Origin of the sequence: Chromohalobacter moromii (assembly GCF_023091865.1) — a bacterium.
Lineage (GTDB): Bacteria > Pseudomonadota > Gammaproteobacteria > Pseudomonadales > Halomonadaceae > Chromohalobacter > Chromohalobacter moromii.
In genome coordinates, this window is the sequence record NZ_JAHXDI010000001.1 from 144,044 (window position 1) to 158,906 (window position 14,863).

Sequence of the window (14,863 nt, forward strand, 5' to 3'; positions counted from 1 at the left end):
CGTCGTCTACCTTGCAGTCACCTGAAAACGATGTTCATCTTTCATTCATGTGAACCGGGGTTGGGCATGCGCAGCGAAAATCGTGTCTCCGGCGTGGTAGAAGATATGGCGTATCTAACCCGCGGGCATTCATGCTGCATTCATGTCGGCTGAGGCAGACTCGTGTCCATGAAACGCTTCAATCGCTGTATCAAAGCGCTGATGCTGGTGGCGGTAGGCATCATGGCCTGCCAGTCGCTGGTCGCGGCCGACGATGACGAATGGCGCTCATTGCACCGAGAGGTGGAAGAGGGGCGTGTGGTGGCGTTGCCCAAGGTGCTCGACTGGCTCGAGCGCCACTATATCGGTCAGGTACTGGAGGTAGAGCTCGAGCGCGACGATGGCCTACCACGCTACGAAATCGACATGATCGGCCCGCAGGGGCAGGTCGTGGAGTTCGAGTTCGATGCCACGAGCGGGGAAATGATTGGCATCGAAGGGGTCAATATCGAGGGGATGGCACGTCAATGAAGGTGTTGCTGGTCGAGGATGATACCGCGTTGGCAGAGGCGCTCGGCGAGGCGCTCGGAGAAGCGGGGCTGTTGTGGGAGCATGCCGCGACCGGCAACGCGGCCGATTATCTCGTGCGCGTCGAATCCTATGACGCCGTGATACTCGATCTAGGACTTCCCGATGGCGATGGCACGCGCTGGCTTGCGGCTTGGCGCGAGGATGGCATCGACTTGCCGGTATTGGTGCTCACGGCTCGTGAGCGCTGGTCGGACAAGGCGGCAGGCTTTTCCGCCGGCGCCGATGACTATGTCACTAAACCCTTCGAAACCGCCGAGGTGCTGTTTCGTCTGCGGGCCCTGGTGCGACGCAGCCACGGCCATTCCCATCCCATACTCAGGCTGGGCGAGTTGGCGCTGGATACGCACACCGGCAGCGTCACTCTGGCAGGGCGCCCGATCACCTTGACGGCCCAAGAATCGCGGCTGCTGGCGTATCTGCTGCATGCCGCGCCACGCATCGTGAGCCGTATCGAACTCTCCGAGCATGTCTATGACCGCGATCATGAGCCCGACTCCAATGTCATCGACGTGCAGGTGAGTCGCCTGCGCCGTAAGCTCGGAAACCAGCGCATCGTGACCTTGCGCGGGCAGGGATATCGGCTCGTAGCGCCCGAGGATGAGCAATGAGGCGACGCCCCTGGCGCCAACGTCTCGCACGTACTTCGATCCGCGCCCGCTTGCTGATCGCCTCGCTATTGCTGGTCATGGTGGCGCTACCCTTAGCGGGAACGGGGCTTGCCTATAACTTCCGCGATTCCGTCACCACCGCCTTCGACGACCGTCTCGAGTCGCTGCTCAATGTATTGTTGGCCGGTGTGCAAGTCGATGCCCAGAACGAAGAGCTGCACATGACGCGTTCGCTGGGCGATTCCCGGTTCGAACGTGTCTTTTCGGGATGGTACTGGCAGGTCAGCGACAACGACGGACAAACGCTGACGTCGCGTTCGTTGTGGGATCAACGGCTACCGATCGATAACGCCACGGGCGTGGCGGTGAGCGAAGTCGAGGGCCCGCGGGGCGACACTCTGCGCGTCGTTGAACGTGATATCCGCCTGCCGGGGCATGCCGAGACATTGCATGTCAGTGTCGCGGCGTCACGCGAAGAGCTAGACACCGAAGTGGCGCGCTTCGAATGGCTGCTGGGGTTGTCCCTGCTGGCGCTGGGCGCCTTGCTGCTCGTCGGGCTGGCAGTGCAGATTCGTTGGGGACTGGCGCCGCTGCGTCGCATGCATACCAACCTGCGTGCGGTGGAATCAGGCGATGCCGATAGCCTCGAGACGCATTTTCTACCCGACGAGCTGGCTCGCCTCGCACGTGCCATGAACGGTGTGCTGGAGCGTGACAGGCGCCTGATCGAACGTGGCCGCAATGCCGCCGGCAATCTGGCGCATGCGCTCAAGACCCCGGTCAGTGTGCTCACCACCCTGGCCGAACGTTTCCCGCCCGACACGCGCGACCGCCTGCACGGCGAGCTGGGGCGCATCGATGACGCCGTACGCCATCACCTTGCCCGGGCCTCGGCGGCCGGTGGGGTCGTTCTCGCCGGCAAGGTGGATGCTGCGCAAACCCTGGCGCCGGTGCTCGAAGGGTTGACACGAATGGGGCAGCGGCGCGGTATCCAGTTGACGCAATCGCTGGCCGATGACCTCAAGGTGCGCATGGAGGCCCAGGATCTGCAGGAACTGGTCGGCAATCTTCTGGAAAATGCGCTGCGTTGGGCCGATAGCCAGGTCACCGTGAGCCTTCATCCGCAGGCGGCAGGCGTCGAATTGTTGATCGAGGACGACGGGCCAGGTATGAGCGAAGAGCAGCGCGACGCCGCTCTGGCGCGAGGCTCCCGCCTCGACGAGCGACGCTCCGGTTCCGGATTGGGCCTGGCCATCGTCGAGGATTTAATGACCTTATACGGTGGCCGCCTGTCGCTGTCACGCGCCTCCCTCGGCGGACTCGCAGCACACGTCTGGCTACCCACGTCACCGCTGGCGCCGAGCGGTCTCGAGTCTTGATCGTCATCTGACGCGATCGCGGCGTGCTCTGGATGGGGCGCGTATTGTGCGCGTGGCGTGCGATTGCGATGATGCCGGCATTCTCCCTTCCAGCAGGAGCAGCGGCGATGGATAAGTACGAACTCAAACGCGAGCAAGCGGCGCGTGCGGCCTGGCTGTCCTATGTGGGAGGGCGCACTCAGGATGAAATCGCCGGCCAGTTGGGCGTCTCGCGCCCCGGTGTGCAGCGCCTGTTGGCATTGGCGCGGCAGGAAGGGCTGGTCAAGGTACACATCGACCATCCCATTTCCGGCTGCATGGCGATGGGCGAAGCGATTCTCACGCATTTCGGGTTGGATTACTGCGACGTGGTCCCCAGCGACCCCGATGTGCCGGATAGCAGTCCACGCTTTCTTGCTCAGGCGGGAGCCGAACGCCTGGCCGGGCTTCTCGATCGCCAGCAAGCGCTGACACTATCGCTGGGGACGGGGCGTTCGGTGCGTGCCACGGTGGAGGCCCTGAGCCGCCTGGATCGCTCTCAGCATCGTATCGTCTCACTGGTGGGCAATGTCGCCCGCGACGGTTCCGCCAACCGCTACGACGGGGTGATGGTCCTGGCCGACAAGACCGGGGCGGAGCGTTTCTTGCTACCGGCACCGGTGGTCGCCGCCTCGGTGGAAGAAAAAGAAGCGCTGCTGGCTCAGCAACTCGTGCAGGCGGTGTTCCATATTGCCCGTGAAGCAGAAACAGGGGTCATCGGCATTGGGCGCATCGATCCACGTGCAACCCTGTTCCAGGACCATTTCATCAGTGAAGCCGAACTCAACGAACTGCTCGAGGCCGGTGCCGTAGGGGAGTTGCTCGGCTGGCCCTTGGATACCCAAGGGCGGCTCATCGATTGTCCTATTACGCGCCGGATCACCAGCTTGCCGTTGTCGGCTCTCGGCGGTCAGCCGTTGATGGGCTTGGCTGGGGGACACGACAAGGGCCCGGCGATTCTGAGCGCCTTGCGGGGTGGCTGGCTCAAAGGGCTGGTGACCGACGAGGCGGCTGCACGCTATATCGTGTCCACATTGGGAACTGTTTAGGCCAAAGTCTAAGCGTGTGAGGTTTGCTTTTTTTGGCGTTGCAAATGATCATTTGAATACTCGATGAGTAGATTGATCAAAACAAATTCAATGATCTTCTCCAAGGAGCTCGCCATGCGCCTTACACATGCATTACCCCTGGCCGGGGCCGCGACACTGGCCTCGTTCGCCGCTCACGCCGAGACCATCACCGTGGCCACGGTGAACAATAACGACATGATCATCATGCAGGGCTTGACCGATGAGTTCGAAAAGGCCCATCCGGATATCGATCTGGAATGGGTGGTGCTCGAGGAGAACGTGCTGCGTCAGCGCCTGACCACCGACATCGCCACCGACGGCGGTCAGTTCGACGTCATGACCGTCGGTACCTATGAAGTGCCGATCTGGGCCAAGCAGAATTGGCTGGTCGAACTCGACGACCTGCCCGAGAGCTATAATGAGCAGGACCTGCTCAAGCCGATCCGCGACGGCCTGAGCCAGGATGGCTCGCTCTATGCCCTGCCGTTCTACGGCGAGAGTTCGATGATGTATTACCGCACCGATCTCTTCGAAAAAGCCGGCATCGAGATGTCCGATCAACCGACCTGGGACCAGGTTCAGGACTGGGCGAGTCAGATCAACGATCCTGCCAACGACGTTTACGGCATCTGCCTGCGTGGCAAACCGGGCTGGGGCGAGAACATGGCCTTCGTCTCGACATTGGTGAATACCTTCGGCGGCCGTTGGTTCGATGAAGACTGGCATCCGGAAATCAATTCGCCGGAGTGGAAGGAAGCGGTCAGCTTCTACGTCGATCTGATGAACAATTATGGCCCGCCGGGAGCGACCTCCAACGGCTTCAACGAGAACCAGGCGCTGTTCTCCAGCGGCAAATGCGGCATGTGGGTCGATGCCACTTCGGCTGCTGGGCGACTCTACAATCCTGACGAGTCACAGGTGGCCGACAAGCTGGGCTTCGCCCCGGCCCCGATCGCCAAGACGCCGAAAGGCGCCAACTGGCTGTGGTCGTGGACGCTGGCGATTCCATCCTCGTCGGATGCCAAGGACGCCGCCAAGACCTTCATTACCTGGGCGACCTCGCAAGATTACATCGAGCTGGTAGGGGAAACCGAAGGCTGGACCAGCGTTCCCCCGGGCACTCGTGAGTCCACCTACGAGAATCCCAAGTATCAAGAAGCCGCGCCCTTCGCCGACTTCGTGCTGAACGCCATCCAGACCGCCGACCCCACCGATTCGACGCTCAAACCGAGCCCGTACATCGGCGTGCAAACCGTCAATATCCCCGAGTTCCAGGCGGTAGGCACTCAGGTGGGGCAAATGATCGGAGCTGCGCTTGCCGGCCAACAGTCGGTTGATGCCGCCCTCGATCAAGCCCAGCGTTCGGTCGAACGTACCATGCGTCAGGCTGGCTATTACGATTAACCAGTAGCATCCCACGTCGGCCGGATCGTCATGATCCGGCCGCATTTCCCGACTTGTTTCCTTCAGTGGGGCACTCCCATGCGCGAGAGAACGTCTGGACGAACCGTCGGCGGTTTCCGCAATCTGTTCCTGCAGGGTCCGGCAGTTACCCTGCTGCTGTTATGGATGCTGGTGCCGCTGGGCATGACCCTATGGTTTTCCTTCCAGCGCTATAACCTGATCAATCCCATGATCTCCGGCTTCGCCGGCTGGGATAATTATACCTATTTGCTCACCGACCCGGCCTTGTGGACGGCGATGGGCAACACGCTGCTGCTGGTCGGCTGGGTGCTGGCGATCAGCGTGATCGGCGGTACGCTGCTGGCAGTACTTTTCCAGCAGGAATTCTTCGGCCGTGGCATCGCGCGTCTGCTGGTGATCGCGCCGTTCTTCGTCATGCCCACGGTCGGTGCACTGGTGTGGAAGAACATGCTGATGCACCCGGTCAACGGCGTGTTCGCCTGGCTGAGCAATCTGCTAGGGCTGCCGGTGATCGACTGGTTCTCGTCGATGCCGTTGACCTCGATCATCATCATCGTTTCCTGGCAATGGATGCCCTTTGCGCTGCTGATCCTGCTCACCGCCATCCAGTCGCTGGACGACGACCAGGTCGAGGCGGCCCGCATGGACGGTGCCGGACCACTGGCGATCTTCTGGTTCATTACCCTGCCGCACCTGAAGCGCGCGATCAGCGTTGTGATCATGATCGAGATGATCTTCCTGTTGACGATTTTCGCCGAGATCTTCGTCACCACCTCGGGCGGTCCGGGGCTAGCCTCGACCAACCTGGCCTATTTCATCTATATCCGCGCGCTGCTGGATTTCGACGTGGGCGGCGCCTCGGCCGGCGGTGTCATCGCCATCATCCTGGCCAACATCGTGGCGATCTTCTTGATCCGCACCGTGGCCAAGAATCTCGAGACCTGAGGCGAGGAGCACTGCATGAATCCTACGATGACCAAGAAACTGCTGCTCACGCTGCTGGCCTGGGGCATTGCGCTGATCGTGTTTTTCCCGATCTTCTGGATGGTGCTGACCGGCTTCAAGACCGAGGGTGAGGCGGTCGCGACACCGCCCAGCCTATTCTTCGAGCCAACACTGGCGGGCTACCACGAAGTCATGGCACGTGCCGATTACTTGAAGTTCGCCCTGAACAGCATCGTCATCTCGTTCGGCTCGACGCTGCTAGCGTTGATCGTGGCGATTCCCTCGGCGTACTCGATGGCCTTTCTGCCGACAAAGCGTACCCAGGGCACGCTGTTGTGGATGCTGTCCACCAAGATGCTACCGCCGGTGGGCGTACTGATGCCGGTCTACCTGCTGTTCCGCGACATGGGGCTGCTTGACTCGCAGCTCGGGCTGACCATCGTCTATATGCTGATGAACCTGCCGATCGTGGTGTGGATGCTTTACACCTTCTTCAAGGATATACCCAAGGACATCCTCGAAGCGGGGCGCATGGACGGTGCCGGCACCCTGCAAGAAGTGCTCTATCTGTTGTTGCCGCTGACCCTGCCGGGGATCGCGTCCACCGGACTATTATCGGTGATTCTGAGCTGGAACGAGGCATTCTGGAGCCTCAACCTGACGACTTCGGATGCCGCCCCGCTGACCGCTTTCATCGCCTCCTTTTCAAGTCCCGAAGGGCTGTTCTGGGCCAAGTTGTCCGCCGCCTCGACGCTGGCCATCGCACCGATCCTGATCTTCGGTTGGATGACCCAGAAACAGATGGTGCGTGGTCTCACCTTCGGCGCCGTCAAATAAGGAATTCGCCATGGCAACGCTACAACTCAACAACATCGTCAAGGACTTCGGCGGCACTCAGGTCATCAAGGGCGTCGACCTCGAGGTCAAGGACCGCGAGTTCGTGGTCTTCGTCGGCCCCTCGGGCTGCGGCAAGTCGACCCTGATGCGGATGATCGCGGGGCTCGAGAGTACCACCAGCGGTGAGATCGCCATCGATGGCGAGCGTATCAACGAGGTCGGGCCCGCCGACCGCGGCCTGGCGATGGTCTTCCAGAGCTATGCGCTCTACCCGCACATGAGCGTCGAGGACAACATGGGCTTCAGCCTGCGCTTGGCCAAGGTGCCCAAGGCGGAGCGCCGCGAGAAGGTGCTCGCCGCCGCGCGCATCCTGCAGCTCGAGCCCCTGCTCGACCGCAAGCCTCGCGCGCTTTCCGGCGGTCAGCGTCAGCGCGTGGCGATCGGACGGGCGATCGTGCGCAACCCCAGCATCTTCCTGTTTGACGAGCCGCTGTCGAACCTGGACGCGGCGCTGCGCGTGCAGATGCGCATCGAGCTGGCACGGCTGCACGAGGAACTCGACGCGACGATGATCTACGTCACTCACGACCAGATCGAGGCCATGACCATGGCCGACAAAATCGTCGTGCTGCAGGACGGCTTGGTCGAGCAGATCGGCTCGCCGATGGCGCTTTATCACCATCCGTGCAACCGCTTCGTGGCCGGCTTCATCGGCTCACCGAAGATGAATTTCCTCGACGTCGAGGTCCGTGAGGCAAGTAACGAAGGCGTCAATGTGGCACTGCCTGGCGGTGACTGCCGCGTGCCGGTCGACGGGAGTGGCGTCAGTGCCGGCGACACGCTGACGCTGGGCATCCGCCCCGAGCACTTGAAGCTCGATGACGAGGGTCCGCTGACCGGCAAGATCGTGGTCATCGAGCGTCTCGGCGGGGTCACCTCGCTGTATCTCGAGCACGGCGACAGCGAGTGGATTCTGGTGGCCGACGGCGATGTCGCTCATCGGGTGCACGACCAAGTGCGCTTTTCCTTCGACCCAACCTGCGGCCATCTCTTCAAGGGGGATGGCGAGGCGCTGAACCATCTACATCGCCATCCATTGGTCGACATCGACCGCAAGCAAAATCGCGTGTCCTCCGCCTCGGACGACCAATGATGGAGTCGCCCATGGAGATGCTGATCTTCGATTGCGATGGCGTGCTGGTCGACAGCGAGGCCATCGCCGAGTCGGTCCTACACGAGTGTCTGACGGCATGGTTACCCGACCTGGCTATCGGCGACGAGCTGCGCCATGCGCTAGGCATGACCACTCAAGCGATTCTCGAGCATCTCGCCGCCCGCAGTGCCCATGCGTTACCTGACGACGCCCTAACGCGCATCGACGCAGCGATCGAGGCGCGCTTGGGCGAGGAACTTGAGGCGATGGTCGGCGTGGCGGCGGCCATCGAAGCGCTCGATTTGCCACTGGCGGTTGTCTCCAACAGTCGCCGCCGCCGGGTCGTCGACTCATTGGCCAACACCGGCCTCGATGCACTCCTCGGCAAGGCACCGCTATTCACGGCCGAGCAGGTGGCGCGACCCAAGCCGGCGCCGGATGTCTATCGGCTGGCGGCGGAGAGCCTCGGCATCAAGCCTGAGGACTGTCTGGTCATCGAGGATAGCGTCTCCGGCACCCGTGCGGCCTGTGCCGCCGGCATGACGGTGATCGGCTTTACCGGCGCTAGCCATATCGAACCCGGTCACGAGGCTCGGTTGCGCGATGCCGGTGCCTGGCAGGTGCTCACGCAGATGGCGGAACTCGGCGCCCTGGTGCAACGCTGGCGTGGCGAGCGACGGGACGTGCGCTAGACGGCCGCGTGTTGTGTCTCCCAACTTCTTTCGGACTAGGAATCACGGTGATGAAACTCGAACAGCGTACGGCAGTGGTGACCGGTGGGGCGCGCGGTATCGGCTTGGCGATCGTCAAAGGTTATCTGCGGGAAGGCGCGTGCGTGGCGATCGCCGATATCGACATCGACGCCGCCGAACAGGCGGTCGCCGATATTCAAGTCGATTCGCGTAATGCTCCAGTGATGGCGGTGCGCCTCGACGTGGCCGACGCCGACTCGCGCCAAGCGATGATCTCGGCCGTCGAGGCGCGTTTCGGCGGCATCGACATCCTCGTCAACAATGCCGCCGTGTTCGACATGGCGCCGATTCTCGAGGTCAGTGAGACCAGCTACGACCGCCAGTTCGGCATCAACGTCAAGGGCACCTTCTTCACCCTGCAGGCGGTGGCGGCGCACATGGTCGCGCGTGGGCAGGGCGGCAAGATCATCAACATGGCCTCCCAGGCCGGGCGCCGCGGCGAGCCGCTGGTCAGCATGTACTGCGCTTCCAAGGCCGCGGTGATCAGCCTGACGCAATCCTGCGGCCTCGACCTGATCAAACAGGGCATCAACGTCAACGGTATCGCTCCGGGCGTGGTCGACACGCCAATGTGGGACGAGGTCGATGCCTTGTTCGCACGCTACGAGGGGCGCCCGCCCGGCGAGAAGAAACGCCTAGTCGGTGAGGCGGTGCCCTATGGCCGCATGGGACGGCCCGAGGATCATGTCGGCGCGGCGGTGTTCCTGGCTTCCGCCGACAGCGACTACGTGGTGGCACAGACGCTGAACGTCGATGGCGGCAACTGGATGAGCTGATCATGCGCGCAGACCTGCATCGCTTCGATATCGTCACTGCCGGCGAGCTGCTCGCCGAATTCGTCGCCGAGCGACCCGGACAGCGTTTCGACGTGCCGGGACGTTTCCAGGGGCCGTTTCCCAGCGGTGCGCCGGCGATCTTCGCCTCCCAGGCGGCGCGCATGGGGGCGCGGGTCGCCTATGCCGGCTGCGTGGGCAGCGATGGCTTCGGCGACCTGATCCTGGATCGGTTGACCGCCGACGGCATCGATACCGCGGCGGTGGGGCGCGATGCCGACTACCCTACCGGCACTGCCTTCGTGCGTTATCGCGACGATGGCGACCGCGACTTCATCTTCAATCTGACGCACAGCGCGGCGGCGCGTCTCGACGTCGACGATGCCGGGCTCGAGCGACTGGCGGATTGTCGCTACCTGCATGTGATGGGCTCGTCGCTGTCTTCACCCGCGACCATCGCACTGATCGACCGTCTGGCGACGCGGGTTCGCGCGCGTGGCGGCCGGATCAGTTTCGACCCCAATATTCGTGCCGAATTGATGGCTGACCCGGCGACCCGTGCGGCGGTGCTGACGCGCATCGACGATTGCGATGTCTTCCTGCCCAGCGAAGCGGACCTTGCTTGGCTGAGCCATGGCGAGCCGGAGGCCGAGACCGTGGCGAGACTGCTCGACGAGCGGCGCATGTCGCTGGTGGTACTCAAGCGTGCCGCGCGCGGCAGCGAGGCCTTCACGTCGGATCACGCGCCCCGACGCGTGGCGGCGTATCCCGTCGATGAGCGCGACCCCACCGGGGCCGGCGACTGTTTCGGAGGCGCCCTGATGGCCGCGCTGGCGGCGGGCGAGTCGCTCGAGCGTGCCCTGCAGCTGGCCAGCGCCGCCGGCGCCCACGCGGTGACGCGTGTCGGCCCCATGGAAGGATGCAGCGACCGCGCCACCCTCGACGCCCTGATTGCATCCCACGGAGGTGCCCGATGAGCGATCATCTGCTCGACCCTATCGTCACCGCCAACCGCGAAGGCAGCCGTCGCGGTATCTATTCGGTGTGCTCTGCGCATCCATTGGTGCTCGAGGCGGCGTTTCACCAGGCGCTCGAGGATGGTTCGCCGCTGTTGATCGAGGCGACCTGCAACCAGGTCAATCAGGAGGGCGGCTATACCGGTCAGACACCGGCCGACTTCCGTGGCCGGGTGGCGGCGATCGCCGAGGAATGCGGATTCGATGCCGGGCGCTTGATTCTGGGCGGGGATCATCTGGGTCCCTCGCCGTGGCAGGATCAGCCCGCCGAGACGGCGATGGCCAAGGCCGAGGCACTGGTCGCGGCCTACGCAGCAGCAGGCTTCACCAAGCTGCACCTGGACGCCAGCATGCCTTGCGCCGACGACCCGACGGCACTCGATGACGCGCAGGTCGCAGCGCGTGCCGCGCGGCTATGCCATGCCGCGGAGCAGGCCGTCGGCGATCGCTGCGGCGAGCTGCGCTACGTGATCGGCACCGAAGTGCCCACCCCGGGCGGTGCCCATGAACACCTCGACGGCGTGGCGGTGACCACCACCGATGACCTGGCACGTACCCTCGCCACTCATCACGACGTGTTCGAGACTCAAGGGCTGGCGGATGCCTGGGCCCGGGTGCGCGGCGTGGTCGTCCAGCCAGGGGTCGAGTTCGGTCACAGCGAGGTGGTCGACTTCGTGCCGGGCGAGGCGCGCGCGTTGAGCCGCGCCATCGCCGCCTGGCCGAACATCGTCTTCGAGGCGCACTCCACCGATTATCAGACGCCTACCGCCTATGCCGAGCTGGTGGCCGGCCATTTCGCGATTCTCAAGGTCGGGCCGGCGCTGACCTTCGCGTTGCGCGAGGCGTTATTCGCGCTCGAGGCCATCGCCACCGAGGCGCCGGGCATCGACGCACCGCCGCTCGGTGCCAGTCTCGAACAGGCGATGCGTGACGCCCCCCGCTACTGGCAGGCCTATTACGAAGGCGACGTCGAGCAGCAACGCTTTGCGCGTCGCTACAGCCTGAGCGATCGGATCCGTTATTACTGGACGCGGCCGGAGGTGGCGGCGAACGTCGAGGCGCTATTCGACACGCTGAGCCGCCGGCCGATGCCACCGACCCTGATCAGCCAATATCTGCCCGACGGCTATCGGGCGATTCGTGAGGGGCGCCTGGCGGCCGAGCCTCGCGCGCTGGTGCGCCAGCACATCCAGCAGGTGCTCGCGGCCTATGCCCGGGCCTGCCTGCCCGAATGACGTTGAACGGCGGGAGCGAGGCGATGCGTCAACTGCACTTCGATTTCAGCGGTAGCGTGGTGTTGATCACCGGGGCGGCCAACGGCATCGGCAAACAGCTCGCCGAGCGGTTCGCGGCAAGCGGCGCGCATCTGGTGCTGGCCGACCGCAGCGAGACGGTCGAGGCGGTCGCCCGGGCACTCGGCGACACCCACCTGGCCGCGGTGCTCGATGTCAGCGAGGAAGACGCCGTCGAGGCGATGGTCACCCAGGCCATCGAGCGCTTCGGCCACATCGACGTACTGGTCAATAATGCCGGCATCGGCCCGCTGGCGCCCGCCGAGTCGATGGAGGCCACGCTTTGGGATGCCACTCAGGCGGTCAACCTGCGCGGCGTGTTCCTGTGTTGCCGCGCGGTGGGACGGCGCATGCGCGAGCGCGGCTACGGACGCATCGTCAATCTCGCCTCGCAGGCGGCCAGCGTCGGCCTGGAAGGGCACCTGGCCTACTGTGCCAGCAAGTCCGGCGTGCTGGGGCTGACGCGCACCCTGGCGCTGGAATGGGGGCCGCACGGGGTGACCGCCAACGCGGTGTCGCCGACGGTCGTCGATACCGAATTGGGGCGCTACGGCTGGGCCGGGGAGAAGGGCGAGCGCATGAAGGCGCTGATTCCCACCCGGCGTTTCGCCACCCCTGACGAGATCGCCGACAGCATATTGTTCCTGGCTTCTCGCGAGTCGGCGATGATCAATGGCGCCGACTTACGGGTAGACGGTGGTTATACCGCGTGCTGATGACGGAGTGACGCCATGAAAGACGTGCAAGGCATTCCGGACGACGACCTGCCGATGACCCCGACACTCGAGGCCATGGCCGAGCGGTTACTGGCGAGCGCTTCACGCGAACGGCGCACGCTGGTGGCCATCGCCGGTCCGCCGGCGGCGGGTAAGTCGACGCTCACCGAGCGGCTCTGCGAACGGGTCAACGCGCTGCATGAGGCGCGTGATCCGCAGACGTCATCGGCGTTTGCCGTGGTGGTCCCGATGGATGGCTATCACTACGACAATGCCGTGCTCGCGCCTTTGGGGCTGGTCGCCACCAAAGGCGCACCCGAGACCTTCGACTGTGACGGTCTCAAGCACGACCTGATGCGTATACGCCGCGCGGAGCGCAGCGTGGCGGTGCCGGTGTTCGACCGACCGCTGGATTTGGCCCGTGCCGGTGGCCGGTTGGTGACGCCACAGCACCGGTTGATCATCGTCGAGGGCAACTATCTGTTGCTCGACCAGGCCCCCTGGCGTGAGTTGCATCCCCTGTTCGATATGACGCTGTTCATCGACGTTCCCGATGACGTGCTCGAAGCACGTCTCATCCAACGTTGGGGGGAGATGGGAGCGGATCCTGCCGGCGCGCTCGACCGGGCGCGTAACAAGGACATGCTCAATGCCCGCTTGATCAAGACCGACTCCGTCGCCGCCGATCTGCACTGGTCCGCAAGCGACCGACCCTTTAAAGACCCTCAGGCGAAGCATTCGCCGTCTACGGCAGGAGACCTTCATGACCCGACTCAATAACGACAACCTGCAACATTTAGCATCCGATATAGCCGTGCCCGCCTACGATCGCGATAGCGTGACGCCGGGCATCGTGCACATCGGTGTCGGCGGGTTCCACCGTGCCCATCAGGCGATGTATCTAGACACGCTGATGAACCGTGGCGAGGCGTTGGACTGGGGGATCATCGGCGTGGGGTTGATGCCGGGTGATGTGCGCATGCGCGATGCTCTGGCGGCGCAGGATCACCTCTACACGCTAATGGTCAAGCACCCCGACGGGCAGTACGACGCCCGTGTCATCGGCTCGATCGTCGATTATCTGTACGCGCCCGAGGCCCCCGATGTGGTCATCGAGACCATGAGCGACCCGGCGATTCGCATCGTTTCGTTGACGGTGACCGAAGGCGGTTACAACGTCGATCACGTCACCGGCGAGTATGATCTGACGACACCCGAGGTACGCCAGGATCTGGCGACGCCCGAGGCGCCACGCACCACCTTCGGGCTAGTCGTCGCGGCGCTCAAGCGACGTCGCGAGCGCGGTATCGCGCCGTTCACGGTGATGTCCTGCGACAACATCGAAGGCAATGGCGATGTCGCCCGCAAAATGTTCACGGCCCATGCGCGTGCACTGGATGACGAATTGGGTGCTTGGGTCGAGGCCGAGGTCTGCTTTCCCAATGCCATGGTCGATCGCATCACGCCAGTGACGACGCCTGATGATATCGCTGCGCTCGTCGAGCGTTTCGACGTCGAGGACCAATGGCCAGTGGTCTGCGAGCCCTTTACGCAATGGGTTCTCGAGGATCGTTTCCCCGAAGGGCGCCCGCCGTATGAGCGAGTCGACGTGCAGATGGTCGACGACGTCGTGCCCTATGAACTGATGAAGCTGCGCCTGCTCAACGCCAGCCATCAGGCACTGACTTACTTCGGGTATCTTGCCGGTTACCGCTATGCCCATGAGGTGTGCCAGGATCCGCTGTTCGTCGACTTCCTGCTCGATTACATGAATCGTGAGGCCACGCCGACGTTGGCACCGGTGCCGGGTGTGGATCTTGACGCCTACAAGCACACCCTTATCGAACGCTTCGCCAACCCTGAGATCAAGGACACCCTGGCGCGGCTTTGTGCAGAAAGCTCGGATCGCATTCCCAAGTGGCTGCTGCCGGTGATTCGCGAGCAGCTCGCGCGCGGCGGCGATATTCACCGCAGCGCCGCCGTGGTCGCCAGCTGGGCGCGCTATGCTGAAGGAATCGATGAACAAGGCCAACCGATCGAGATCGTCGATCGGCTAAAGGAGCGCTTGATGGCGGTTGCCGCCGACAATCGCGACGACCCAACGGCATTCATCGAGCAGCATGCTTTGTTCGGCGAGCTGGCACGCGACGCGCGTTTCCGCGATGCTTACCTGCATGCGCTGCATGGCCTGCACACCGCAGGCGCGCGTGCGACACTGCGCGATGTGGTCGAGGGTCACATGGCATCACGCGACTAGGCAGCGGATACTCGAGGTCTTGCCCCATGCGGGCCATACACTGCAGCGCAAG

At 63.6% G+C, this 14,863-nt stretch carries 15 protein-coding genes; all 15 read left to right on the forward strand.

Annotated features, from left to right (window positions below; translation table 11 throughout):
• The first annotated feature begins 168 nt into the window (after positions 1-168).
• Complete coding sequence (locus KZO83_RS00655) at positions 169-510, forward strand: PepSY domain-containing protein (protein ID WP_178998538.1); 342 nt, start codon at positions 169-171, stop codon at positions 508-510.
• Positions 507-1,178, forward strand: a complete 672-nt coding sequence (locus tag KZO83_RS00660) for a winged helix-turn-helix domain-containing protein (RefSeq protein WP_247619381.1) — start codon at positions 507-509, stop codon at positions 1,176-1,178. The genes KZO83_RS00655 and KZO83_RS00660 overlap by 4 nt, the downstream gene beginning before the upstream one ends.
• Complete coding sequence (locus tag KZO83_RS00665) at positions 1,175-2,557, forward strand: sensor histidine kinase (RefSeq protein ID WP_247619382.1); 1,383 nt, start codon at positions 1,175-1,177, stop codon at positions 2,555-2,557. Before KZO83_RS00660 ends, KZO83_RS00665 begins: the two co-directional genes overlap by 4 nt.
• 107 nt (positions 2,558-2,664) lie before the next feature.
• The gene (locus KZO83_RS00670) at positions 2,665-3,624 is read left to right on the forward strand and encodes a sugar-binding transcriptional regulator (RefSeq protein WP_247619383.1); all 960 of its coding nucleotides are present in this window, start codon (positions 2,665-2,667) and stop codon (positions 3,622-3,624) included.
• A gap of 114 nt (positions 3,625-3,738) precedes the next feature.
• Complete coding sequence (locus tag KZO83_RS00675; RefSeq protein WP_178998541.1) at positions 3,739-5,049, forward strand: ABC transporter substrate-binding protein; 1,311 nt, start codon at positions 3,739-3,741, stop codon at positions 5,047-5,049.
• A 78-nt stretch (positions 5,050-5,127) separates the two neighbouring features.
• A complete protein-coding gene (locus KZO83_RS00680; protein WP_040239646.1) occupies positions 5,128-6,015 on the forward strand; it encodes a carbohydrate ABC transporter permease in 888 nt (295 codons plus the stop codon).
• Between the two features lie 15 nt (positions 6,016-6,030).
• Entirely contained in the window at positions 6,031-6,852 is an 822-nt protein-coding gene (locus tag KZO83_RS00685; RefSeq protein ID WP_178998542.1) for a carbohydrate ABC transporter permease, read from the forward strand.
• A 10-nt stretch (positions 6,853-6,862) separates the two neighbouring features.
• Positions 6,863-8,005 carry an ABC transporter ATP-binding protein gene (locus KZO83_RS00690; protein ID WP_247619384.1) on the forward strand — a complete coding sequence of 381 codons (1,143 nt, stop codon included), beginning with the start codon at positions 6,863-6,865 and terminating at the stop codon, positions 8,003-8,005.
• A gap of 11 nt (positions 8,006-8,016) precedes the next feature.
• Complete coding sequence (locus tag KZO83_RS00695; protein WP_247619385.1) at positions 8,017-8,697, forward strand: HAD family hydrolase; 681 nt, start codon at positions 8,017-8,019, stop codon at positions 8,695-8,697.
• Positions 8,698-8,747: 50 nt separating this feature from the next.
• Positions 8,748-9,533, forward strand: a complete 786-nt coding sequence (locus KZO83_RS00700; protein ID WP_247619386.1) for an L-iditol 2-dehydrogenase — start codon at positions 8,748-8,750, stop codon at positions 9,531-9,533.
• A gap of 2 nt (positions 9,534-9,535) precedes the next feature.
• On the forward strand, positions 9,536-10,507 hold the full coding sequence (locus KZO83_RS00705) for a sugar kinase (RefSeq protein ID WP_247619387.1): 972 nt from the start codon (positions 9,536-9,538) through the stop codon (positions 10,505-10,507).
• Entirely contained in the window at positions 10,504-11,781 is a 1,278-nt protein-coding gene (locus KZO83_RS00710) for a D-tagatose-bisphosphate aldolase, class II, non-catalytic subunit (RefSeq protein WP_247619388.1), read from the forward strand. Before KZO83_RS00705 ends, KZO83_RS00710 begins: the two co-directional genes overlap by 4 nt.
• A 23-nt stretch (positions 11,782-11,804) precedes the next feature.
• Positions 11,805-12,554, forward strand: coding sequence for an SDR family oxidoreductase (locus tag KZO83_RS00715; protein WP_178998548.1), 750 nt, complete (start codon positions 11,805-11,807; stop codon positions 12,552-12,554).
• A gap of 15 nt (positions 12,555-12,569) precedes the next feature.
• The gene (locus KZO83_RS00720) at positions 12,570-13,334 is read left to right on the forward strand and encodes a nucleoside triphosphate hydrolase (protein ID WP_418904276.1); all 765 of its coding nucleotides are present in this window, start codon (positions 12,570-12,572) and stop codon (positions 13,332-13,334) included.
• Positions 13,318-14,811: a mannitol dehydrogenase family protein gene (locus KZO83_RS00725; protein ID WP_247619389.1), complete on the forward strand. Its 1,494-nt coding sequence runs from the start codon at positions 13,318-13,320 to the stop codon at positions 14,809-14,811. Before KZO83_RS00720 ends, KZO83_RS00725 begins: the two co-directional genes overlap by 17 nt.
• Positions 14,812-14,863: the final 52 nt, after the last annotated feature.

Excerpts from the sequence above, each read along its gene's own strand:
- KZO83_RS00715 (WP_178998548.1), top strand. The coding sequence starts at position 11,805 with ATGCGTCAACTGCACTTCGATTTCAGCGGTAGCGTGGTGTTGATCACC.
- KZO83_RS00700 (WP_247619386.1), top strand. The coding sequence starts at position 8,748 with ATGAAACTCGAACAGCGTACGGCAGTGGTGACCGGTGGGGCGCGCGGT.
- KZO83_RS00660 (WP_247619381.1), top strand. The coding sequence starts at position 507 with ATGAAGGTGTTGCTGGTCGAGGATGATACCGCGTTGGCAGAGGCGCTC.
- KZO83_RS00720 (WP_418904276.1), top strand. The coding sequence starts at position 12,570 with ATGAAAGACGTGCAAGGCATTCCGGACGACGACCTGCCGATGACCCCG.
- KZO83_RS00670 (WP_247619383.1), top strand. The coding sequence starts at position 2,665 with ATGGATAAGTACGAACTCAAACGCGAGCAAGCGGCGCGTGCGGCCTGG.
- KZO83_RS00710 (WP_247619388.1), top strand. The coding sequence starts at position 10,504 with ATGAGCGATCATCTGCTCGACCCTATCGTCACCGCCAACCGCGAAGGC.
- KZO83_RS00680 (WP_040239646.1), top strand. The coding sequence starts at position 5,128 with ATGCGCGAGAGAACGTCTGGACGAACCGTCGGCGGTTTCCGCAATCTG.
- KZO83_RS00685 (WP_178998542.1), top strand. The coding sequence starts at position 6,031 with ATGAATCCTACGATGACCAAGAAACTGCTGCTCACGCTGCTGGCCTGG.
- KZO83_RS00665 (WP_247619382.1), top strand. The coding sequence starts at position 1,175 with ATGAGGCGACGCCCCTGGCGCCAACGTCTCGCACGTACTTCGATCCGC.
- KZO83_RS00675 (WP_178998541.1), top strand. The coding sequence starts at position 3,739 with ATGCGCCTTACACATGCATTACCCCTGGCCGGGGCCGCGACACTGGCC.
- KZO83_RS00725 (WP_247619389.1), top strand. The coding sequence starts at position 13,318 with ATGACCCGACTCAATAACGACAACCTGCAACATTTAGCATCCGATATA.
- KZO83_RS00705 (WP_247619387.1), top strand. The coding sequence starts at position 9,536 with ATGCGCGCAGACCTGCATCGCTTCGATATCGTCACTGCCGGCGAGCTG.
- KZO83_RS00690 (WP_247619384.1), top strand. The coding sequence starts at position 6,863 with ATGGCAACGCTACAACTCAACAACATCGTCAAGGACTTCGGCGGCACT.
- KZO83_RS00695 (WP_247619385.1), top strand. The coding sequence starts at position 8,017 with ATGGAGATGCTGATCTTCGATTGCGATGGCGTGCTGGTCGACAGCGAG.
- KZO83_RS00655 (WP_178998538.1), top strand. The coding sequence starts at position 169 with ATGAAACGCTTCAATCGCTGTATCAAAGCGCTGATGCTGGTGGCGGTA.